This window comes from Synergistaceae bacterium (assembly GCA_017450125.1).
Taxonomy (GTDB): Bacteria; Synergistota; Synergistia; order Synergistales; family Aminobacteriaceae; genus JAFUXM01.
This window is the reverse complement of sequence record JAFSWZ010000025.1, coordinates 22,519-44,904: the sequence shown is the minus strand read 5'-3', so window position 1 is coordinate 44,904 and position 22,386 is coordinate 22,519. Positions and strand designations below refer to the sequence as shown.

At 55.4% G+C, this 22,386-nt stretch carries 21 protein-coding genes; 5 read left to right on the top strand and 16 right to left on the bottom strand.

The annotated features are described in order from the left end of the window. Nucleotides 1-7: 7 nt before the first annotated feature. The 15 genes from IJT02_05110 to IJT02_05040 all read right to left on the bottom strand — a co-directional run bounded on the left by IJT02_05110 (nucleotide 8) and on the right by IJT02_05040 (nucleotide 15,324). On the bottom strand, nucleotides 8-3,577 hold the full coding sequence (locus IJT02_05110; GenBank protein ID MBQ7544306.1) for a phosphoribosylformylglycinamidine synthase: 3,570 nt from the start codon (nucleotides 3,575-3,577) through the stop codon (nucleotides 8-10). A 43-nt stretch (nucleotides 3,578-3,620) separates the two neighbouring features. Continuing rightward, complete coding sequence (locus tag IJT02_05105) at nucleotides 3,621-4,391, bottom strand: tryptophan synthase subunit alpha (protein ID MBQ7544305.1); 771 nt, start codon at nucleotides 4,389-4,391, stop codon at nucleotides 3,621-3,623. Further along, the gene (gene trpB / locus IJT02_05100) at nucleotides 4,384-5,574 is read right to left on the bottom strand and encodes a tryptophan synthase subunit beta (protein ID MBQ7544304.1); all 1,191 of its coding nucleotides are present in this window, start codon (nucleotides 5,572-5,574) and stop codon (nucleotides 4,384-4,386) included. The genes IJT02_05105 and trpB overlap by 8 nt, the downstream gene beginning before the upstream one ends. Then, complete coding sequence (locus IJT02_05095; GenBank protein MBQ7544303.1) at nucleotides 5,571-6,152, bottom strand: phosphoribosylanthranilate isomerase; 582 nt, start codon at nucleotides 6,150-6,152, stop codon at nucleotides 5,571-5,573. Before IJT02_05095 ends, trpB begins: the two co-directional genes overlap by 4 nt. Then, nucleotides 6,149-6,931 carry an indole-3-glycerol phosphate synthase TrpC gene (gene trpC / locus IJT02_05090; GenBank protein ID MBQ7544302.1) on the bottom strand — a complete coding sequence of 261 codons (783 nt, stop codon included), beginning with the start codon at nucleotides 6,929-6,931 and terminating at the stop codon, nucleotides 6,149-6,151. The genes IJT02_05095 and trpC overlap by 4 nt, the downstream gene beginning before the upstream one ends. Next, nucleotides 6,928-7,947 (bottom strand): anthranilate phosphoribosyltransferase, encoded by a 1,020-nt coding sequence (gene trpD / locus IJT02_05085; GenBank protein ID MBQ7544301.1) that lies wholly within the window; start codon nucleotides 7,945-7,947, stop codon nucleotides 6,928-6,930. The genes trpC and trpD overlap by 4 nt, the downstream gene beginning before the upstream one ends. A gap of 70 nt (nucleotides 7,948-8,017) precedes the next feature. Beyond that, a complete protein-coding gene (gene purD / locus IJT02_05080; GenBank protein ID MBQ7544300.1) occupies nucleotides 8,018-9,274 on the bottom strand; it encodes a phosphoribosylamine--glycine ligase in 1,257 nt (418 codons plus the stop codon). Between the two features lie 15 nt (nucleotides 9,275-9,289). Further along, nucleotides 9,290-9,925: an SEL1-like repeat protein gene (locus IJT02_05075; protein ID MBQ7544299.1), complete on the bottom strand. Its 636-nt coding sequence runs from the start codon at nucleotides 9,923-9,925 to the stop codon at nucleotides 9,290-9,292. Nucleotides 9,926-9,940: 15 nt separating this feature from the next. Continuing rightward, nucleotides 9,941-10,789: an alpha-1,2-fucosyltransferase gene (locus IJT02_05070; GenBank protein ID MBQ7544298.1), complete on the bottom strand. Its 849-nt coding sequence runs from the start codon at nucleotides 10,787-10,789 to the stop codon at nucleotides 9,941-9,943. Further along, nucleotides 10,786-11,910 carry a phosphoribosylaminoimidazolecarboxamide formyltransferase gene (locus tag IJT02_05065; GenBank protein ID MBQ7544297.1) on the bottom strand — a complete coding sequence of 375 codons (1,125 nt, stop codon included), beginning with the start codon at nucleotides 11,908-11,910 and terminating at the stop codon, nucleotides 10,786-10,788. The genes IJT02_05070 and IJT02_05065 overlap by 4 nt, the downstream gene beginning before the upstream one ends. A gap of 2 nt (nucleotides 11,911-11,912) precedes the next feature. Then, nucleotides 11,913-13,121 carry a phosphoribosylglycinamide formyltransferase gene (gene purN / locus IJT02_05060; GenBank protein ID MBQ7544296.1) on the bottom strand — a complete coding sequence of 403 codons (1,209 nt, stop codon included), beginning with the start codon at nucleotides 13,119-13,121 and terminating at the stop codon, nucleotides 11,913-11,915. After that, nucleotides 13,115-14,101: a phosphoribosylformylglycinamidine cyclo-ligase gene (locus tag IJT02_05055; GenBank protein ID MBQ7544295.1), complete on the bottom strand. Its 987-nt coding sequence runs from the start codon at nucleotides 14,099-14,101 to the stop codon at nucleotides 13,115-13,117. Before IJT02_05055 ends, purN begins: the two co-directional genes overlap by 7 nt. Next, nucleotides 14,073-14,564 (bottom strand): 5-(carboxyamino)imidazole ribonucleotide mutase, encoded by a 492-nt coding sequence (gene purE, locus IJT02_05050; protein ID MBQ7544294.1) that lies wholly within the window; start codon nucleotides 14,562-14,564, stop codon nucleotides 14,073-14,075. Before purE ends, IJT02_05055 begins: the two co-directional genes overlap by 29 nt. Nucleotides 14,565-14,566: 2 nt before the next feature. Next, a complete protein-coding gene (csrA, locus tag IJT02_05045; protein MBQ7544293.1) occupies nucleotides 14,567-14,845 on the bottom strand; it encodes a carbon storage regulator CsrA in 279 nt (92 codons plus the stop codon). Further along, nucleotides 14,845-15,324 (bottom strand): flagellar assembly protein FliW, encoded by a 480-nt coding sequence (locus tag IJT02_05040; GenBank protein ID MBQ7544292.1) that lies wholly within the window; start codon nucleotides 15,322-15,324, stop codon nucleotides 14,845-14,847. Before IJT02_05040 ends, csrA begins: the two co-directional genes overlap by 1 nt. A gap of 128 nt (nucleotides 15,325-15,452) precedes the next feature. Between IJT02_05040 and IJT02_05035 the strand changes: the two genes are divergently transcribed. The 5 genes from IJT02_05035 to IJT02_05015 are packed head-to-tail and all read left to right on the top strand — an operon-like array spanning nucleotide 15,453 to nucleotide 21,098. Next, nucleotides 15,453-16,844 carry a hypothetical protein gene (locus IJT02_05035; protein ID MBQ7544291.1) on the top strand — a complete coding sequence of 464 codons (1,392 nt, stop codon included), beginning with the start codon at nucleotides 15,453-15,455 and terminating at the stop codon, nucleotides 16,842-16,844. A 6-nt stretch (nucleotides 16,845-16,850) separates the two neighbouring features. Next, nucleotides 16,851-17,507: a lactate utilization protein gene (locus IJT02_05030; GenBank protein MBQ7544290.1), complete on the top strand. Its 657-nt coding sequence runs from the start codon at nucleotides 16,851-16,853 to the stop codon at nucleotides 17,505-17,507. 23 nt (nucleotides 17,508-17,530) lie between these two features. Further along, nucleotides 17,531-18,520: an asparaginase gene (locus tag IJT02_05025; GenBank protein MBQ7544289.1), complete on the top strand. Its 990-nt coding sequence runs from the start codon at nucleotides 17,531-17,533 to the stop codon at nucleotides 18,518-18,520. Then, a complete protein-coding gene (der, locus tag IJT02_05020; protein MBQ7544288.1) occupies nucleotides 18,520-19,839 on the top strand; it encodes a ribosome biogenesis GTPase Der in 1,320 nt (439 codons plus the stop codon). Before IJT02_05025 ends, der begins: the two co-directional genes overlap by 1 nt. Continuing rightward, nucleotides 19,839-21,098 (top strand): nodulation protein NfeD, encoded by a 1,260-nt coding sequence (locus IJT02_05015; protein MBQ7544287.1) that lies wholly within the window; start codon nucleotides 19,839-19,841, stop codon nucleotides 21,096-21,098. Before der ends, IJT02_05015 begins: the two co-directional genes overlap by 1 nt. Before the next feature lie 177 nt (nucleotides 21,099-21,275). On the opposite strand, the gene IJT02_05010 is transcribed toward IJT02_05015, so the two are convergent. Beyond that, nucleotides 21,276-22,346, bottom strand: a complete 1,071-nt coding sequence (locus IJT02_05010; protein ID MBQ7544286.1) for a DUF362 domain-containing protein — start codon at nucleotides 22,344-22,346, stop codon at nucleotides 21,276-21,278. Between the last annotated feature and the right edge of the window lie 40 nt (nucleotides 22,347-22,386).

Genomic DNA, 22,386 nt, shown 5'->3' with positions numbered 1-22,386 from the left:
ACCTCCTTTACTGCTTCATGAAGTATCTGCACGCTCCCTCGAAGAATCTCAGGTCATACTTGCCCGGAACATTCTTGTACAGCCCAGAGCCGACACGTTCTGCGTGCCCCATCCTCCCGAGTATACGCCCGTCCGGCGAAGTCAGGCACTCAACAGCGTAACTCGACCCCGACGGGTTGTCGCACGTCCTCATTGACGGCCTGCCCTCAAGGTCAACGTACTGCCCGGCAATCTGCCCGTTCCTCATGAGTTCCGTGAAAAGCTCCTCACTGCACACAAAGCGTCCCTCGCCGTGAGAGATGGGCATTGAGTACACCTCGCCGACGCTGTACCTGCTCATCCACACGGAACTGTTCGAGACAACGCGTGAACGTATTATGCGGGACTGATGCCGTCCGATTGCGTTGAAGGTGAGGGTTGAGGGGAGTTCTTCGGGTTCGCAGATTCGTCCGTAAGGCAGGAGGCCGGTCTTGACGAGTGCCTGAAATCCGTTGCAGATTCCGCAGACCAACCCGCCCCTGTCGTTGAGGAGGGCTTCAAGGCTCTCGCGCACAACCGGGCTGCGAAGGAATATCGCGATGAACTTGCCGCTTCCGTCGGGTTCGTCGCCGCTCGAGAAACCGCCGGGCAGAACTAAGGCTTGTGCGTTGTTCAGGGCTGTAGCGAAACGTGATGCTGATTCCTTCATCAGCTCGGGAGTGAGGGACTTCACCACGAAAATTTCTGCACGTCCTCCGCACCGTTCGATTGCGCGGGCTGTCTCGTACTCGCAGTTAGTCCCGTTGAACACGGGCACGAGGAACACCGGCGACGGCACAGGAGGAAGCTGATACGTTGCGCGTTCACCGGCGGGCTTAACCTCAACGGCAGGAATATTCGCGTGAACTTCAGCTTCAACCGGGAAGATTCCCGAGAACGGAGCATCGTAGATTTTTTCACACTCCGAGAGGTTGAAGCTCCCGCCCTCAGCCACAACCCGGCCAAGTTCAGGGAGTCCTTCAGCGTCAGAGAGCTCGAGGATGAATCTTCCCCTGCGTTCGTCGTCAGGGACATCACCCGTGAACTCGAAGCCCAGACCGTTGCCGATGCACATCCTGAACACCTGAGCCTTGACCCCGCCTGCTGTGGGCGTGGCACACGCAAGCACCTTCCCTTCAGCGTTCAGCCTCTCAACTGTCGCAAATATCTTCATGAGTGAAGCAGGTAAGGGAAGGCCTCTGCTGTCGTATTCCGGCGAAAGCAGCACAACGCGCGAGCCTGACTGCTTGAACTCGGGAGATAGTATGCTGTGCTCCTTACACACCGACACCGCGAAAGATACCAGTGTCGGAGGAACATCGAGGTTCTTGCCCTCGTTCGTCATGAATGAACCGCTCATTGAGTCTTTTCCGCCGACCGCCGCAACTCCGAAGTCCAACTGTGCCTTCAGTGCTCCGAGCAGTGCCGCGAACGGAAGCCCCCACCTCTGCGGGTCATTCTCCGGCTTGCCGAAATACTCCTGAAGCGTCAGCCAGCACTGAGAGAGATTGCCGCCCCCTGCGATGATCTTGCACAGTGATTCTGTTACGGCGAGATACGCTCCGTCGAACGGCGAGGCCTCCGAGATGTACGGGTCGAACCCCCACGACATCAGCGAGCATGTGTCAGTCTCACCATTCATCAGCGGAATCTTGGCCGCCATGACCTGAGCGGGAGTCTTCTGGTACTTTCCGCCGAAAGGCATCAAGACCGTGTGAGCTCCGACGGTGGAGTCGAAACGTTCCGCGAGGCCGCGATGCGAGCACACGTTAAGAGAGGACAGGGAGAAGGGGTTAGCAGTTAAGGGGGATGGAGCAGGAACGGTTACTGATGTGCTTCTTGGTGCTCCGTTGCTGCTGATGAACTCGCGCGAGATGTTCACGATCTCTTTTCCGCGCCAGGTCATTCGCATTCTCCCTGAGTCGTTCACGCGGGCAATAACCGTCGCCTGTACGTCCTCACTGCCTGCGAGCTCCTTGATGCGTCCGGCATCCCCAGCCTCAACCACAACTGCCATCCGTTCCTGAGACTCGCTCACCGCAATTTCCGTCCCGTCAAGCCCCGCGTACTTCAGCGGCACAGCGTCAAGGTCAATATCCAGCCCGTCAGCAAGTTCACCGACTGCAACGCTAACCCCTCCTGCTCCGAAGTCGTTGCACTTCTTGATGAGCCGCGAAAATTCGGGGTTACGGAACAGCCTCTGCAGTTTGCGTTCTTCGGGAGCGTTGCCTTTCTGGACTTCTGCGCCGCAAGTGTCGAGAGATTTCGATGTGTGCGAGACGCTCGAGCCCGTTGCCCCTCCTATGCCGTCCCTGCCCGTCCGTCCTCCGAGCAAAAGCACAACGTCTCCGGCCTTCGGAGTTTCGCGCCGGACGTTTGCTTCTGGGACTGCCGCAATGACCGCGCCTATCTCCATTCTCTTGGCCGTGTAACCGGGATGATATATTTCATCAACAAGCCCCGTAGGAAGCCCTATCTGGTTGCCGTAAGAGCTGTAGCCCGCCGCCGCCTTCGTGATGATTGTTCGCTGTGGAAGTTTTCCGGGAATTGCGGGCTGTGAAGGGTCAGAAGCTCCAGTGATACGCATTGCCTGATAGACGTACGCTCGCCCCGACAGCGGATCTCTTATCGCTCCGCCGATGCACGTTGCCGCCCCTCCGAAAGGCTCAATCTCCGTCGGGTGGTTGTGAGTCTCGTTCTTGAACAGCAATAACCATTTCTCGCCGTTAACGTCAATCCGTACCGTGCAGGCGTTGTTCTCTTCAGAGATTACGAGGTCTGCGGGGGCGAGGTATCTTGCGCCTATAGTGGCAATGTCCATTAACGTTATGGGCTTGCCGGAACGGCTGAGCTCCTCACGGATTGAGAGGTACTGCTCAAAGGCTGTCTTCACGCGCTCATCATCAATCTTCGCGCCGTCAATGTGCGTCGAAAACGTCGTGTGCCTGCAATGGTCAGACCAGTATGTATCGAGCACCTTGATTTCCGTCCGCGTAGGCTGCCTGCCTAGTGCTGCAAAGTATCTCTTGATGCACTCCAGGTCTTCCTGGCTCATCGCTAAATTTTTCAGCGACGAATAATCCTCGACGGTCTTCACGTCATCAGGCCGCGAATATTCCATCTCAAGCGAATCGTACTCCTCAAGCTGTGCCTCTCTGGCTTCGACGGGATTGATGAAGAATTTGCGCAGTGCCTCAGTGTCGAGAGATTTTCCCCAGCACAGGTAGACTTTCGCCGTGCGTATGACCGGCCGGAAACCCAGAAGGAGCATAGCGCATTGTTCTGCGGCATCGGCGCGCTGGTCGTACTGTCCGGGCAGATATTCCACCGCGAGAACGTAGTCCGCACCGTCCGGCAATGTTTCGGCGAGGATGTCAGTGAATGGTTCGGCGAAAACTGAATACCTGCACTCGCTGAGCTGTCCGTCTGTGAGGCCTTCAACGTCGTAGCGGCTGTAGATTCTTATGTCCTCAAGGCCGGATGCCCGGAGCTCCTGAAGAAGTGATTGTGATTCGGGGTTGTGTGTGTCTTTGCGTGTTGTGTAAAGTCTGTGAACCAAGTTATTAACCTCCGCAACTATGATTTACGGAGGCTATTATAATTCACCGTATGGCTTCCTTCATTGAATGCACGTATTCTCCGACAAAGGACGGAGCATCTTTCCCGTACTTGGCCAAGAGCTTGATGATTGCAGAGCCGACTATCACGCCGTCAGCAATCTCTGACATTCTGCGTGCCTGTTCTGGTGTTGAGATGCCGAAGCCGATTGCGCACGGAACGTCTGAGTTCCTCCTAACTGCTCCGACTATCGATGCGAGGTCAGTAGTTATCTCGGTGCGCGTTCCCGTAACCCCAAGACTTGAGACAACGTACAGGAATCCTTCAGCCTCGCGCGCAATCATGGCTATTCTGTCCTCTGACGTAGGAGCAACCATCGAGATCAGCGCGACGTTGTGCGAACGGCAGACGGGAGCAAACTCCTCCTTCTCCTCGAACGGAACATCAGGCAGTATCAGCCCGTTAATTCCTACTTCCTCGCACCGGCCAAGAAATTTATCTGTGCCGTACGAGAACACAACGTTTGCATAAGTCATGAACACCAGCGGCACATCAACATCTTTGCGCAGTTCCTTGACCATCGCAAAAACTTTGTCCGTAGTTATTCCGCCCTTCAGCGCACGGAGGTTCGCACCCTGAATCACCGGGCCTTCTGCCGTCGGGTCAGAGAATGGTATACCTAGCTCCACGATGTCCGCGCCCCTTTTCACTGCCTCACGCACAACAGCAAGCGTTGTTTCCGTGTCGGGGTCTCCGCAGGTGATGAACGGGATAAACGCTTTTCCGTGTGTGAATGCTTCACGAATGCTAGTCATTGATGTTCTGCCCCCTGTATCGTGCGATTGCCGCGCAGTCCTTGTCGCCCCTGCCCGAGATAGTTATTACTATGATGCTGTCCCGGCTCATTGACGGGGCAATCTTCATTGCGTGTGATACCGCGTGAGCCGACTCAATCGCGGGAATTATTCCTTCTGTGCGCGAAAGGTACTCGAACGCGTTTACTGCCTCTTCATCCGTAACAGGCACGTACTCAGCGCGTCCCGTGTCGTGAAGGTGGGCGTGTTCTGGCCCTATGCCGGGATAGTCCAGCCCCGCAGAGATTGAGTACACCGGCGCAATCTGCCCGTTCTCGTCCTGACAGAAATAGCTCTTCATGCCGTGAAAGATTCCGAGCCGTCCACTCGCAATTGTTGCCGCAGTCTCGAAGGTGTCAACTCCTCTTCCTGCCGCCTCACAGCCGATTAGCCGAACAGATTTATCACCTATGAAGTGCCAGAAGCTTCCCATAGCGTTAGAGCCTCCGCCTACGCAGGCGATTACCGCATCAGGCAACTTCCCTTCACGTGCAAGAATCTGTGCGCGTATCTCGCGGGAGATTACGGCCTGAAAATCTCTTACGATCGTCGGGAAAGGATGTGGGCCCATAACCGAGCCCAAGCAGTAATGAGTGTCGTCAATCCTCGATGTCCACTCCCTGAACGCTTCGGAGACTGCATCCTTGAGAGTACCTGTTCCCGTCTTAACTGGGACAACCTCAGCACCAAGAAGGCGCATCTTGTAGACGTTGAGTGCCTGCCGTTCTGTGTCCTCAATTCCCATGAACACAACGCACTGCATACCCATCAGCGCGGCGGCTGTTGCTGTAGCGACTCCGTGCTGGCCAGCTCCCGTCTCGGCAATAAGTCTAGTCTTGCCCATCTTCTTGGCCAAGAGTGCCTGACCCAAAACGTTATTGATTTTGTGCGCGCCTGTGTGGTTGAGGTCTTCGCGCTTAAGGTAGATTTTCGCTCCGCCCAAGTCCTCAGTCATGCGTTTTGCGTAATACAGCCTCGAAGGCCGTCCTGCGTAGTCGCTGAAAAGATCTGCAAGCTCGCGCGTAAATTCCTCGTCGTTCTTGAAGCGGTTGTAGGCGCGTTCAAGTTCTATCACGGCATTCATTAATGTTTCCGGGATGTACTGCCCCCCGTGAATGCCGAAACGTCCCGCATTGTTCGTCATTGTCCGTCCTCCTGTCTCACTGCTCCGACAAATGCACTCATCTTTGCGCTGTCCTTCACGCCGTCCGTCTCGATGCCCGAGCTAACATCAACCGCGAAAGGGTGAAGCGTACGTATTGCTGTCCTGACGTTCTCGGGGTTGAGGCCTCCGGCGAGAAAGTACGGGCGCGTTATGTTCACCGCAGACCAGTCGAAGGCTCTGCCTGTTCCTTTGCCGGTGTCTATCATAACGTAATCCGCCGCTGTGTCCCGTACCTCGCTGAACTTGAAGGCCTTGATGATTGGAAGAGGTGTTAGAGCTCGAAGACGCGCAATGTATTCGTCGGTCTCTTGGCCGTGAAGCTGTACGATGTCGATTATGCCCGAGAGGCTGGCGATGTATTCCGGCTCTGCGTCAACGAACACACCGACAGCCTTAATCCCTCCGGCAAGAATCCTCCTCAAGGCTTCCGCTCGTGAAGGCGAAACGTAACGCCTGCTGTTCTCCCAGAAGACGAAGCCTATATAGTCGGGCATAAGCTCATTTGCCGCGTGTACGTCCTCTTCGCGCGTGAGACCGCACAGCTTTATACGCGTCATAATGTCCCTCTGAGCTCCGCAAGTTTCGCGCGCTTGTCTGGTGCACGCATCAACGCTTCTCCGATAAGCACAGCGTCAGCTCCAGCCCCGCGTACACGTGCAATGTCCTCTGCGTCCTTTACGCCGCTTTCCGACACAAAGACTACATCACGGGGAATCAGCCTCCTCAACCTTGAAGCGTTGCCTGTGTCTACGGTGAAATCCTTAAGGTTTCGGTTGTTCACACCGATAATGCGCGCTCCTGCGTTCAGGGCTGAATGTACCTCGCTTTCATCGTGTGCCTCAACGAGTGCGGACATCTGCAGCGCGTCGCAGATTGTGATGTAACGTTTCAATGTCTCATCATCGAGCAGAGAGACAATCAGCAGGACAGCAGAAGCCCCGAGAGTCTTTGCCTCGTAAATCATGTACTCGTCAACCGTGAAATCTTTGCGCAGGCACGGAATCTTCACAGCCTCCGCTATCTCCTGAAGGTACTCGTTCCGGCCAAGAAAGTAATCCGGCTCAGTCAGAACGGAGATTGCATCAGCCCCTGCGTCCTCGTATTCGCGGGCAATCTGAAGATAGGGGAAATCTTCCGCGATGAGTCCTTTTGACGGTGAAGCCTTCTTGCACTCGCAGATGAACGACAGCCCTTCTCTCCGTAACGCATCCTCGAACGTGAAACCATCTTTCGGGAGTGCCTCCGCATGTTCACGCAGAACCTCAAGGGGTAATTTCTGCTTAGAGAGCCTCACGCGTTCACGGGCGTGTTCGGCGAGCGTGTCGAGGATACTCATGCCTTGTTGCTCTCGTCGATGAACACCCTCAAAGTTTCAGATGCCTTTCCGCTGTCGATGAGTTCACGTGCAAGAATTATACCTGCCTTCATGCTCGCGGCCTTCCCGGCAATGTACAGAGATGCTCCGGCGTTCATCAGTACTGCGTCGCGCTTCGCACCCTTCGCACCTTTGAGGATTGCGCGCACGGTTTCTGCGTTCTCTGCGGGAGTCCCGCCGGTAAGCTCGGACTTGTCGCAGGTCTTGAGGCCGAAATCTTCAGGCCTGATTACGTACGACTTGAACCAGCCGTCGCGAATCTCACAGATTGTTGTGGGTGAACTCGCGGAGATTTCATCGAGCTTGTCCTGTCCGTAAACTACCATTCCGCGCTTTACACCGAGCGAGACGAGAACTTGAGCCAGCGGGTTCACGAGGTATTCATCATAGACACCGAGAAGCTGCATTGACGGAGAAGCGGGGTTAGTGAGCGGGCCGAGAATGTTGAAGACTGTACGGAAGCCGAGTTCTTTGCGGATTGCTCCGACATACTTCATTGATGCGTGGTACTTCTGCGCAAAGAAGAAGCATATTCCCGCAGTCTTGAGGAGTTCGACGGCTTTTGCGGGTGGCTGGTCGAGGTTCACGCCCAACGCCTCGAGACAGTCAGCAGTTCCGCACAGAGAGGATGCCGCGCGGTTGCCGTGCTTGGCCACCTTAACACCACCCGATGCCGCTACGAGTGCCGATGTCGTCGAGATGTTGAAGCTGTGTGCGTTGTCCCCGCCTGTCCCTACAATCTCGAACACCTCAAAGCCCGGCTCTACTTTCTGTGCGTGTTCGCGCATTGCGGCGGCACAGCCCGCTATCTCGTCGGTGGTCTCTGCACGCGCGCTCTTGGTGGACATTGCCGCGAGAAAGGCCGCGTTCTGAGTCGGTGAAGTCTGGCCGGACATTATCTCGTTCATCACTGTATATGCTTCATCGTAAGTCAGGTCGCCTTTGTTGACGAGCTTGACTATTGCTTCCTTAATCATGAGAACATCTCCCTTCACACCGATAATAGCAAGTGTTTGGGGAGATTTAGCAATCACTTTTGAGAGATTGTCAGCAAGCTCCTATGTCTGTCCTGTAACGTGCTCCCTCGAAGTTTATGCACTTCACAGCGTCATAAGCACGTTCGCGGGCTTCCTGCGCGTTCGTTCCGACTGCGGTAACCGCGAGAACCCGTCCCCCTGACGTGAAGAACTTTCCGCCTTCCTTCTTTGTGCCCGCGTGAAAGACCTCAACGCCCGGAACTTCCTCAGCCTCGCCAAAATTTATCTCGTGGCCGGTAAGATACTTGCCCGGATACCCCCCTGATGCGAGAACCACACAGCACGATGCTCCGTCAATGAACTTCACGGGAATTTCGCTCAGCCTCTCTTCACGTACAGCCAGCATGATGCTGAAGAGGTCGGTTGCGAGGAGGGGCAGGACTGCTTCAGCCTCAGGGTCGCCAAAGCGGCAGTTGTACTCGATGACTTTCGGGCCGTCCTTAGTGAGCATAAGCCCGAAGTACAGACAGCCCTTGAAGGTTCGGCCTTCTGCGTTCATGGCGTTGATTGTGGGGAGAAAGATTGTCTTCATGCACTCGTCAGCGATTTCTGGAGTGTAGTAGAAGTTCGGGGCAACTACTCCCATTCCGCCGGTGTTGGGGCCTTTGTTGCCGTCGTAAGCGCGTTTGTGATCCATTGACGAGAGCATGGGGATTATAGTTTTGCCGTCGGTGAAGGCCAGCACGGTAACTTCCGGGCCTCTGAGGCACTCCTCAATGAGGATGCGTTCTCCGCTCGCGCCGAAAGCCTTATCCCTCATGCACGAGATTACGGCTTCACGAGCCTGCTTGAAGTTCTCCGCGACCGTAACACCCTTTCCCTTCGCGAGTCCGTCTGCCTTAATCACGATGGGGTAATCATGAAGCGCGCAGTACGACAGAGCATCATCTATCTCCGTGAAAATCTTGTAGGGAGCTGTGGGGATGCCGTACTTCGTCATGAGTTTTTTGGCGAAAATCTTGCTGCTCTCGATTATGGCGGCCTTCTGGGTCGGACCGAAACACCTCACGCCGATTTCTTCGAGCCTGTCGACACAGCCCATAGCTAACGGGTCATCAGGGGCAACGACCGCAAAATCTATTGCGTGTTCACGGGCGAAGGTGATTATTCCGGCGATGTCCTCTGCTCCGATGTTCACGCATTCAGCGAGCTCGGAGATGCCGCCGTTGCCGGGAAGGGCGTAGAGTTTTGTGATGTGGGGGTTGCTGGCGATACTGCGGGCGATGGCGTGTTCGCGTCCGCCTCCGCCGATTATCATTACGTTCATACAATCAACTCCTAGTTATTGATGTTTCTGTATCTCTGAAAATTTACGTTCTGCTTCACGCTGAGCAGTCTCAAGCTGACGCGCAGAAAGCCTCTCAGCTATTCTCAACATGTAATCTTTATGCAGTGCTGTAATGTTGAACCCGCACATCCTTGCAACTTCGAACCAGTAATAGGCTGTCAAGGGGTTATCTTTAACCTTATTGTAGAGGACTGCTAAATGATACTGCGCATTCGGGTTGCCCTGCTCGGCCGCGAGAGTGTACCAGTAAATTGCCTTGTCATAATCTTTCTCGAGGCCGTTGCCGCTCTCGTAGTATGTGCCCATGACGTTCTGGGCTTTGGGGTTTCCCTGTGAAGCTTGCTGGTAATTCTTGAGGTGAGCTTTACCCAAAGTTGATAGTTCTGCTGATGTCAGCTTGCAAGTTCTCAGCTCGGGTTTCGCAAATGTGTATTCTGTTTCGGGTTTATCTTGGCTTTGGGAGATCACTAAAAGATCGAGGGGTATCTTCTCTTCCGTTATGAGTTTGCGGAAATATGCGTTGAATGCCTCAGAGATTATTTCTGAGACATCAAGTCCTAAAACTTTGCACGCAAAATCGATTCTGGTTTTGAGTGCAGGATTAGCCTCAAAAGTTACTGTGCTGTTCATAATTTATTTCTCCTTTCAAGCGTCAATTATTGTCCATTCAGACAGACAGATATTCGTCTCTGTTATTGGCCTGTCGTCAACCCATCTTGACGGCGCACACACTATCCCTGCGCTGCCGGAGAGATAGCTTCCCCACCAGCTCAGCGACGAGTTCGCAATCACGAAATGCCTGCAGGAATACATCAGCCGGAGCTCCTCGTAATCAGGATTATTCAGGTCAACATACTTCACGCTGAAGCCCGGAAACTCCCAGTTCTCCTTCAGCCAGCAAATATCTTCGTGGGTGTTCGAGAACATGTAGAACACTGGAGACTTCACGCGCTCAGCGATGTACTTCATTGCAGTCGCATAATATTCGTACCCGCACACAGAGCCGAACTTCAAGCCCAGATAATCCCCGCGCCGCACATGTACGCACACGCTCTCACACCCTGCAAGCTCACGAATCATCTCCGCGTTCTCACTAGAAGGAGGCGTTGAGACCTTCATCTCCTGCCTGATTGTCTCCTCGTAACCCGCAAAGTTCCCCGCGCTCTGGAAGTACCCTTGAAGCGTCAGATTATCCCTGCCGAAACAGTCTGACCTCACCGCGTCAAACCTCTTGTCGTAAATACAGCCGTTCTTCAGCCCCAGCTTCCGCGAGACGTACATCAATGCGTGTGCTGCTCTCTCTTCGCGTTTCGTCATCGTGAAATCTTCGGGCAGAGAAAGATGATGAAGCGAGTAACTCCGCCCGAAACCGTCATTGCGCAGAAACCTCCGCGAAATCTTCAAGCCTGTGTTCGCACGAAGAGCCAGAGACCGCGCAAACGCGTACTGGAACATCTGGTTTCCCAGACCTCCGGCAAGCAGCAGCCTTATCAATGATGGAACAGACGATGACCCGTCATTACCATTGCGATGCCGAGTTCATCACACGCCTTTATCACAAGGTCATCACGGATTGAGCCGCCGGGCTGGGCAATGTAATTCACGCCGCTCTTGGCCGCACGTTCTATGTTGTCAGGGAACGGGAAGAATGCATCACTCCCCAGCGATACACCGTGAACCTTCGCGAGGAACTCTGCCCTGTCGCCGTCGGGAAGGGTGCGCGTGAGTTCGTCAATTGCGTTGTCGCGCTCAGGCCGTCCCATCGTTGCGGGGAACTCGTGAGGAAGAATCGCAGGGTGAGCACGGAGAAGCCTTCTCTCCGCCTTCTCACATGCCAATCTTACACAAGCTATCCTCGACTGCTGGCCCGCACCGACTCCAAGCGTCTGCCCGCCGAAAGTTACGCACACGGAGTTAGACTGCGTATATTTCAGCGTAACCAGAGCGAGCAGCAAATCACGCCGTGCCTCTTCGGGAATGTCCTTGCGTGAAGTTACTGGGCTGCTGAAAGCATCAGGCTCAATCACCGGCGCAGTGCTTCTCGTCTGCTCAAACGTTATCCCGAACACGTCGCGTGTCTCTTCTGCGGGAGGCTCGTAGTCCGCATCAATCTTCACGACCGCGTAGCCCCCTTTACGCTTGCCCCTCAGAATCTCCAACGCTTCAGGGCTGTATGACGGTGCTATTATTCCGTCGGAGACCTCGTGCTGAATGTATAGGGCTGTAACTTCGTCGCACTCATCACTAAGGGCTATCCAGTCCCCGAAGGATGAAAGCCTGTCAGTTCCTCTCGCACGGACATATGCACACGCAATCGGCGAGTCGTTCACGGGCAGAGAGTCATCAACGAAGAACATCCTGCGCTCCTCGTCAGTCAGCTTCAGGCCGAGTGCTGCCCCTGCCGGTGAAACATGCTTGAACGATGCCGCGCCCGGAAGCCCCGTAACTCTCTTCAGCTCCCTCACCAGCTGCCACGAGTTCAGCGCGTCAAGAAAGTTTATGTAGCCCGGCCTGCCGTTCAGTATCTCTAGCGGCAAAGGTGAATCATCCCTCATGAATATTCTTGCGGCCTTCTGGTCGGGATTGCACCCGTATTTCAGTCTGCATTCCTGCATCTCTATTCCCCCTTGTTGAACACTCTGCGGAAATCTCCGCTCCTTACGTACAGCGATACCTTGTTGTCCGAATCAAGCTCATTCCACAGCGACACAGCAAAACTCTCCATGTCGTCAGGAATCTCTACCTCTCTCGGTTCACCCGTGAATGACGGCAGGACAGCATCACGCGCTACGTCATGATCATACGTGTGAATCAGATGCCCCTTGCCCGGCGTGAACGCGTACTCGAAGAAGTAACGTCCCGAACGTTTCAGGATGCTCTGCCTGTAACCTTCCGGCGTGATTATCGCGCTGATACGAGGGGTGTAGTGCGGTGCGTCGGGCTCGTATTCCCGCGTACGTAATGCCCCCTCGAACGTACCGCCGTTCTGTAGCGCGTCGCGTATCGTGTCGGTCTGGTCTCCGTTCGTAACTATTATCGTGTCGCCGAGAGTGCGAACCGGCGCATAGAGGATTAATGACGTGTCCGAGACATCACCTGTCATTCTGATTAACAGGTCATCACCTGAAGGCACGAACACTCTGGCTCTGCTCCCTGCGCTCCTGCCCATGATGAAATATGCGAGCATAGGTTTTCCCGACGGAGTACAGCCCGTGATTATCCCTCTTCCAGGATAACGCATAGAGCTGGCAAACACTTTGCGTGAGAGTTTGCGGCTGACTGCTTCGACGGCTCGCGGAAGTATCACCCATTCAGCATTCTCCATCACACGGCGTTGAAGCGTCTCCGGCGTATCACCCTCCAACACATCTACCGCCTTCTGTGCGACGATCTCTCCGCCGTCGGGAATCTCGTTCACCATGTGCACAGTAGCACCCGTAACCTTAACGCCGGACTTCAGCACAGCTTCATGAACCTTGAGCCCGTAAAAACCTTTGCCGCAGAACGACGGGATAAGCGACGGGTGAACGTTCATTATCGGGATTGCACATTCACGCAGAAACTCAGGAGAGAGAATCTTCATGTACCCCGCCAGCACTCCCAGTTCTGCCCCGCAATCCTTGAGAGCCCTCAACGTCTCTGCCTCGCTGCTGCAGACTGCGCAGGGTATGCCCGCCTTCTTTGCGCGTTCCAACGCGTATGCATCACTCCTCGAGGAGATTACCTGCACTATGCGTCCGCTGGTTAATGTCCCGTTGTTCTGTGCGTCAATAAGTGCCTGAAGGTTCGTTCCGCCACCAGACACTAACACTGCTATCTTCAGCATAACTTTATCCCTTCTCCTCTAGCTGTCTCGCCGATGACATACGCGCCATCTATCGCTCTTGTTATCTCGTCGGGCTTGGCCGTAACGATAACCATTCCAACGCCCATGTTGAAGACGTGATACATCTCGTCAAGAGCAATCTTCCCCTCGTGCATAATCACGTCAAAGATGGGCGGTGTCTTCACCGTCGCACGATCTATCTTCGCGCAAAGTCCTTCCGGCAGGCAGCGCGGAATATTCTCGTAGAAGCCTCCGCCGGTAATGTGCGCAATTGACTTCACGAACGGCAGAACAGGCAGGACATCCTTAACGTAGATTCTTGTAGGTGTGAGAAGTTCCTCTCCGAGCGTCCGGCCAAGTTCAGGGATGTACTGATTCACGTCAGCAAAAATCTTCCGCACGAGCGAGAAACCGTTTGAGTGCACTCCCGACGACGGCAGAGCGACAAGCGAATCGCCCTCTTTGACGTTCGACGGGTCAAGCATCTCGTCCTTCTTCACGCTCCCGACACAGAAACCCGCAATGTCGTACTCGTCCTCAGGGTAGAAGCCTGGCATCTCTGCGGTCTCTCCTCCGATAAGCGCACAGCCCGCCCTCACGCATCCTTCTGCGACTCCCTCAACGATTGAGGCTACACGTTCGGGAATGTTCTTGCCGACGGCAACATAATCTAGGAAGAACAGAGGCCGCGCACCGACGCACAGAACATCGTTTGCGCACATAGCTACGCAGTCGATGCCTACGGTGTTATGTGTGTTCAGGGAGAACGCAATCTTGAGCTTCGTGCCCACGCCGTCAGTCCCGCTAACGAGTATTGTGCCGTCCGGGAGCTCGAACATTCCGCCGAAACCCCCGAGACCTCCGAGCACTCCGGGAATGCGCGTGCGTTCAACGTGAGCCTTCATGAGCTTCACTGCGTCGTAGCCCGCCTGAACGTCAACTCCGGCGGACTTATAGAGTGTACTTGTGGTTGATGTCATCGTTCTTCCTCTCTACGCTTGAAGCCATTGCGTCAGCTTCCGCGTCAAGTTTCGCTGAGAGTTCAGCATCACTGAGAGCGAGCATTCTTGCTGCCAGCCACGCGGCATTTGCCCCGCCGTTCACCGCAACAGTCGCCACAGGTACGCCCGAAGGCATCTGCGCAGTCGAGAGCAGAGCGTCAATCCCGCCGAGTCCTCCCGAAGCTGCCGGGACTCCGATTACGGGAAGACGCGTGTACGAGGCGATTACTCCGGCCAAGTGCGCCGCCATCCCTGCAACCGCGATGATTACACCGTAACCGTCGGCTTTGGCGTTCTTCGCGAAGGTTCGTGCGGCTTCCGGCGTTCTGTGCGCGCTGATAACGTGAACGGTGAAAGGCAGATTGAGCTTCCTCAGCACCTCCACAGCCTTTTCTGCTATTGGAAGGTCTGAGTCCGAGCCGAGTATTATTGCTGTCTTCATGCTCACTTCTTGTTCACCTTCACTGTGGGTATCTTCGAGAGCTTCGAGAACGTCGACAAGGGAAGATTCTGCGCAGAACCTATCTCCGAGACGTTCGGGGCAGAAGCGGCCGTGCGGTTCTCCTTGACGATAACGTCCCAGAGTTCTTTGCGCCATATCTGCGTGGACTGCGGAGCTGTTATCCCGAGACGCACAATGTCTCCGCGCACGTCTATCACCATCACTTCGATGTCAGTTCCGATCTGTATGCTTTCGTTGACGCGTCTGCTCAGCACAAGCATTATTCTGCGCCTCCCTTCGCACGAGCCTTCATCTTCTCGCGGACATCGTCGGGAAAAATCAGGTGCTTTATCGGGTACTCCTCATTGAGCGCAATCACCTGCACTGCCTTGTGTGTCCTAAGGTTAATCAGAATCGGAGCACGGAGGTTGGCGGTCATGTTCCAGGGCGCACCTTCGGGGACGGTCAAGACGATGAGGAACGCGAGCTCGGAGAAGTTCTCTGTGCCGATGAGCTTCAGTTCGTCGTCGGGAATCTTGGCGTTGTAGTCAGGGCGTACTGCGTCGGGAGAAGTTACGGGGAGGGCTAGGTTTCCGTCCTCGATGTTCTGCAGCCAGCGTATCGCGCTGTCTTCACTGCCTGCGAGTATCCATTTATGACTGTCCTCGAAAGCAGGAATGCCGCGAGGGAAGAACAGCAGGTCGTCATCATCGTAAGAGACGGTGCCGAACCGCAAGGTATTAACGGTCATGACAGACATTGATTTATCACATATCCTTTGGAGATTTTTGCACATTATAGCAGTAAGGGAGATGAAACCGGCAACGTTGCTAACTTTTCGAATACTTGTTAAACTGACCTGTTATTTCTCACAAGGCGGAAAAGATTTTGACTCAGGATTTATTCGACTGGCTTAACTCAGAACATACTGACGAGGCAGGACATGGGGGCTTGCTTCTTGCTCCTGTTTTGCCTGCACAGCCTCAGCTTCCGATGCCTGAGCCGGAAACTCCCCCCGAACCTCAGGAAGAACCCGAAGCACCGCCACCTGTCCCAGAGCCCGAAGCCCCTCAGGAGCGGATCACTGCCCTCAATGATGCGTGGCAGACTGTCAGCGAGCCGGAAGAAGAGACTGAAGATGAAGTACTCTTTGACTCTTGGCTGACTCCTCAGGAAGAACCCGGCAGCGCAGAACCCCTCCCAGAACCCGAAGCTCTTCCTCAAGAGCCCGAAGAAGTCCCGGAGAGCGAGCCTGTTCCCGCCGAGCAGGAAGAGCAGGAATCCGACAGCTGGCAGGGAGGTTCTGAGCCGCTTGATGCCGAGCAGCATTCGTCGATTCTGAATCAGGCATGGCACGAAGCCTCGAGCCTCAACATCGACCTCAACGAGCCGCCGCAGGAGATGTGGACGGACATAAGCTCCGATGAGGACGACGAGGACAAAGGCTACATCGAGAACCCGAGCCTTCAGGGCGACGCGTATATTCCCGTCCCGAAACACGGCGCGAACTTCACGCAAAGACTTCAGGCGACGCTTCAGAGCCGAAAGGAGAGAGCCGCACTAGCCCGCGAGCAGGACGCGGAGAACACTCCGGCTCACCCGTACCTGCAGAAAGCGTTGATTTTCTGCGGAGTGCTGCTTATGACGCTGGGGTTCGCGTTTTTCGGCCTGTGGTTCATCAAGCGAGAGACACCCGAAGGCCTGAACGCCCGGGCAGCTGCTCTCTACTCTGAGGGCAAGTACAACGAAGCCGCCCAGCTCTACCAGAGAGGCGCGAGACGTTACCCGCACATCCTGACGTTCTTGACGGGGCTGGCGAGGAGCGCGGAGAAGGCCGGAATGACACAGACAGCCATAGCCGCGTGGAACGAGTACACTGCCTCGCTCCCCGAAGGAGACACTGAGCACAGAGACGAGGCGCGTGCGGAGGTAGACAGGCTTATTCCCGGAAACACACCTCACGATGACGAGCCACAGCCTCCACAGCCTGAAGAAACTCAGAGGGTAACGCTTCCTGCGGTGAGGCCGATGACGTTCGATGAGGCGATGTCCGAAGCCAACCACGCCTTCAACATCGGAATGTACAGCCGTGCTCTCGTTAACTTCCACAAGGCACACGCGATACGAGAGAATGACATTCGGCCGTACATCGGGCTTGCGGCAAGTTACCGCGCAAAGGGAATGTTCTTCGACGCAAAGAGGATGCTTGACGAGGCTCGCAAAAAGTTCGGGAGAGTTCCCGCTATTGAAGTGGAAATGACATTCTTGAAGGGAGAGTAAAACATTATGGCGAATGAAAACGTAGTCAAGGCAAATGAGATTGTCGGCGGAGCAGTGGTCAAGGCACTCGAACGCAGAGGCTTCGAGGCAGAGTATGTTCCTACGGCTGAGGACGCACTGAAGAGAGTCCTTGAGCTTGTGCCTGAGGGTGCGAGCGTAGGGATTCCCGGCACGGTTACGGTGAGGGCGATCGGTGCACTCGACGCACTGAAGGCGCGCGGCAACACCATACACCAGCACTGGGGGCCGATGAGCGCAGAGGAACGCAGGGCAGCAAGAGACCGCGAGAACAGTTCAGACGTGTTCCTGACTAGCGCAAACGCACTCACGCGGGACGGCATCATCATCAACATTGACGGCACGGGCAACAGAGTCGCAGGCATGGCGTGGGGCGGAGAGAACAACGGCTTCGTTCTGTTCGTTATCGGCATGAACAAGCTGGCTTTCTCGCTTGAGGACGGACTAGCGCGCGCACGTTCCGCCACAATCCCCAACGCTATCCGCCAGAACGAACCCACAGCCTGCACTAAGGCCGGGAAATGCGTAATGTGCTCACAGGCCGGGAACGAGTACGGAATGTGCAGGGCAATTCTCATCCTTGAACAGGCAGTGAAAGGCAGAAGGTATCACGTCATATTAGTTGGCGAGGATTTAGGTTACTAGACTAGAGAGGTGTATCAGAGTTTATGGAGAACAGAGATAAGATAGTTGTGCTCTTGGCCGGAGGAAGAATCGTACAGAGGCACGAGGAGCACGAGAACCCGGAACTTTCCGACGAAGAACTGTTCGCGCTGCTTCCTGAGGACGTGAAGAGCCACGTAGTCTTCCAGAAATGGAGCACTCAGCCCCCCTCGAACTACACGCTGAGGATGTGTGCAGACATTATCAGCATGGCGAGCGGCTTCATACACGACGAAGGAGCAAGAGGAGTCGTAATCACCTGCGCGATTCAGGCACTTGCAGAGCTGTCGTACTTTGCTGACCTTGTGTGGGAGCTCAACCCTCCCGTAATCTTCACCGGCTCAATCTTCAACGCCGGAAGCCAGAACAGCGAGACAGCGACCCGCCTGACGCAGTCAGTACGTGCGGCACTTTCCGGAGCGTGCACGGGCAAGGGAGCACTCATCTGCATTCAGGACGCAATCTACGCACCTGCGGATGTCCTGAGAATCTCGAATTTCAACAGGGCAGGGCTTCTTGCGTTCCCGGAGTCTCCGTTGGGAGTCTTCTCACAGCCGAGCGGCGACTATATATCTCTGCGTTTCCCCAGACACAGAAAGGTGCAGAAGCTCTCCGCTCCTGTTGCACGGAACATCCCGATACTCAGTGCGGCACTCGGGGACGGTGATGTAGTCCTCCGTGCTCTGATGGACAAACGCTTTGAGGAACTCGATGGCCTCATAGTGTCGGGTCTCGGCGACGGAGATGTCCCGAGCACGTGGGTTCCGTTGCTGCGAAAGCTCGTGAGAGCCGGGATTCCTGTGGTGCTGTCGTCGCGTTACCCTGACGGCTTCGTGCAGGCGACGGAAACCTACGAGGGCAGTGCGTCCCAGCTTCTGGAGATGGGGTTAATAGGCGCGGGGCTTCTCTCACCTTATCAGGCGCGTATACGTCTGGCAGTCGGTATTGCTTCAGGCCTGAAGGGCGAAGAGCTCTCCGCCTACATGAACAGTTAATGAGCACGATAATAGCTATAGTCGGCCGTCCTAACGTCGGCAAGTCCTCGCTCTTCAACCGTCTGACCGGGACACGTAATGCGATCGTCGACGACATGCCCGGAGTTACGCGGGACAGGCTTTACGGCGAGGCGGAGCACAGGGGCAGGAAGTTCTACGTCATCGACACGGGCGGAATCTTCGGGACAGATACGGCGTTCAGTTCGGGGATACGCGCGCATGTTCAGGCGGCGGTGGAGGAGTGCGACGCGGTAATCTTTCTCGTTGACGGACGCGAAGGCCTGACGAGCTCGGACGAGGAGATAGCTTCATTCCTGCGCAAGGGGAACAAGCCTGTAGTTGTTGCCGTGAACAAGCTCGATGACCCCAAGCATGACATCATGATGAACGACGCGTACTCTCTGGGCTTCGAGAACGTTTTTTCGGTGAGCGCACTGCACAAGAGGGGGCTTGATGACCTCCTCGACGCACTAACGGAGCTTTTGCCGCCCGACATTGAGGGTGAAAGTTCCGAATCCGCTGACGAAATCAGACTGGTGATTGCTGGCAAGCCCAATGTGGGCAAGTCCTCACTCCTGAACAGGATAACGGGGGCTGAACGTTCGCTGGTGAGCCCTGTTGCCGGAACGACGCGCGACCCTGTTGACACGGCAATAACTGTGGACGGCCAGGCTTTCAGGATAATCGACACTGCGGGGCTTAGGCGGCGGGCCAAGTTCGACGGCGACCTCGAGTATTACTCGTTCGTTCGGACATTGGGGGCAGTGGACAGGTCGGACGTTGCGCTTCTGCTGATGGACGCGCGCGAACCCTGCACTGACCAAGACAAACGCACGGCCTCGCTAATCGTCGAGAAGGGCAAGGGCATCGTGATTGTACTGAACAAGTGGGACTTGATGAGCGGCGAGGACACTGCAGGGAAGCTCATGAAGAAGATCCGCGACGAGATGCCGTTCTTGAGCTATGCGCCGGTGATATTTGCCTCTGCGATGAACAGACGCGGGGTAGGCAAGATACTCGATACAGTTCGGACAGTTTACGCGAACCGTCAGAAGCGAATCCCGACGAACCAGCTCAACCGGCTGATGAGGGATGTTCTGGCGTTTGACCGTCTGCCCAGCGACAGGAAGGGACGCGCGCTGAAAGTGTATTACTGTTCGCAGGCAGAGAGTGAGCCGCCGACGTTCATCTTCTTTGTGAACAGCCCGGAACTCGTGAACACGGGCTTTGAGAATCACGTCAAGAACAAGCTGAGGGAGCTGGAAGATTTCACCGGGACACCTATTCGGACATTCTGGCGCGGAAAGGAGAAGGAATAATGAGAAAGATACTTGCAGTTATTATGCTGTTATTGCTGTGCGGCTGTGCACACGCCCGAAGCACCGTAACCCTCGCACCCCTGCGCGGGACAGTCGGCGTACAGATGGAGGAGTACGTCAAAGACGTGATAGCTGACGCAGAAGCATCGTCTTCCTCGCTGATAGTTTTCGAGCTCGACACACCCGGCGGACTCGTCGAGGCAATGCGCGGAATCGTTCAGGCGATTCTTGCTTCACGAGTCCCCGTAGCGGTCTGGGTTCCACCGGGCGGACGTGCGGCCAGCGCAGGAGCGTTCATCGTTCAGGCGGCGCACATCGCGGCAATGTCCCCCGGCACGAACATCGGCGCGGCTCACCCCGTTACGGCGGGCGGAAAGGACATTGACGGCGACACGATGACCAGCAAGGTCATGAACGACCTCAAAGCACAGATGCGCAGTGTCGTACAGCTTCGCGGGCGCAATCAGGAAATCACGGAAAGGATGATTGAGGAGAGCATCTCCCTCACCGCAACCGAAGCCCTTAGAGCCAAAGCAATAGACCTCATCGCCGGAGACGTGAACAGCCTCATCAAGGCAGTGCGCGGAAGACGCGGCATATCGATTGATGATGACGTTGTTGTTGCGCGGGTCAGTATGTCGTTCAGCGAGAGGGTTATACAGTTCGTGTCCAGCCCTGAAATCGCGTACATGCTTCTTTCCGGCGGAATCATGGCTATCTTCTTCGAGGTCATAACTCCCGGCGGATTCATTCTCGGCACAACAGGAGGAGTTATGCTTCTGCTCGGAGCAATCGGCCTGAAGATGCTTCCCTTCAACTGGGCGGGAATTGTCCTCATTCTCGCAGGAATAATCCTCATGGCTATAGATCTCTACGCAGGAACAGGCGGACTTCTCTCACTGCTGGGGCTTCCTGTGTTCTGTCTCGGCGGAGTGTTCCTGTTCAGAGCACCGGGCGGAGAACTGCTGCAGATCTCGATGACGTTCATTGTGGGCATAGCTGTAGCTCTGGGGATATGTTTCGGGTTAGCGGCGTATCTTGTCGTCAAGGGACTGCGCAGGAGAGTAACAACCGGCAAGCCCGGAATGATAGGCGAACGCGCGGAAATCCTCACAAACATAAGCTCGGACGCTGCAGGACAGGTGAAGTGTCGCGGCGAGATATGGAGTGCACGGACAGAGGAAGGCCGACTTCTTCAAGGCACGTACGGAGTCGTGAAATCTCTCGACGGAATGACGCTCATAGTTTCGCGGGAGTGAGAGAGAATAATAATTGCCCGGTATCTTTGCGTCGGACACCGGGCGATAAGGGGGAAGGATACTGGTTTCGATGACACAGGACAACTCTTCTGCATCCCCAGCATGGATGGGGTCAAGCCTGCATCAAAAATAGTATTTGAGTATTTTAGCGCAGCTTCAGTGAAAAACCAAATTTGTTTACGCACCAAACTTGTCAGCAATGTCTTTCGCGCTCGGAGGACAGCCCTTTACGCACACACCAGCTCCAGCACAGCAATTCCCGACACCGAGCGAACCTTCCGGCAGCTTCTTGCCCTTCCAGCCCTGCCCGATGCAGATGCTTCTGCTCATGCCCGCTGAGTTGACGTGCAGTGCCCTCACCAGAGCAGCATAGCACGCAGAGCACGCCGAGTCCTCATGAACGTTCTTCGTGAGGCTCGCAACTCTCCTTGACGGTTTCGGGTAGCTCCCTGCGTTTACGGGGGCGTTGAGCGTGATGATGTCGCCCTCACTTATGGCTGTGCTGCCCGCCCCCCACTTCTCCGCAATCAGTATGTAGGGCACTCTGTCGAGCTCCAGCCCCATAAGTCCTGCCCCGTATGCGTCAATCTGTACTAGGTCAGTGCCGAGATACATCCTGTTTGTGTGCACGGGGTCTCCGCCCTCCTCAAAGTTCAGGTCTCCGCAGATGCTGTCCACGATGATTAGCCCCGTCTTCAGTGCCGCACCAAGAGCAGCTATCGGCCGTGTGAGCCCTATTGCGTGAAAGCGTCTCTTCTCCTTGTCGGGAAGGCAGCCCTTGAGGTTCTTGAGGGCGCAGGTCATTACTGTCTGGCAGTGTCCCTTGAGCACGGGAAGATTCACCAGAAGCCCGGCATCGAGTGCACGGACGCACACATCAATGTTCCCGATTTCTGTAGAGACTGCACGCGTCTTGTCGTGCTTAAGGTCGTAGAACGGAACGTCGTACTTCCTGCAGACTTCGTCATAACCTGCAGCCTTCATCGCGCGCTGTGTGTTGTCTCCTACCCAGCTCCCTTCGATGATGCTGATGTCCCGGACTCCGTGCTCGCGGAAATACTCGATGCACCCCGACAGAACTCCCGCGTGTGTGGTTGCCCCGTTGTCAGGGTCTCCAGCAACGACAAGATTCGGTTTCAGCGCAACGCTCCCGCCGGAAGGTACGAGCTTCACTGCGTCGGAGGCCTCGAGGAGTTGCAGGGTCATTGTGTGAGAGTTCGTGCCGTAAATGTTATAGATATGGCTCATAAAAACTTGCTCCCCTCATGATATATTTCTTTGTGCACAA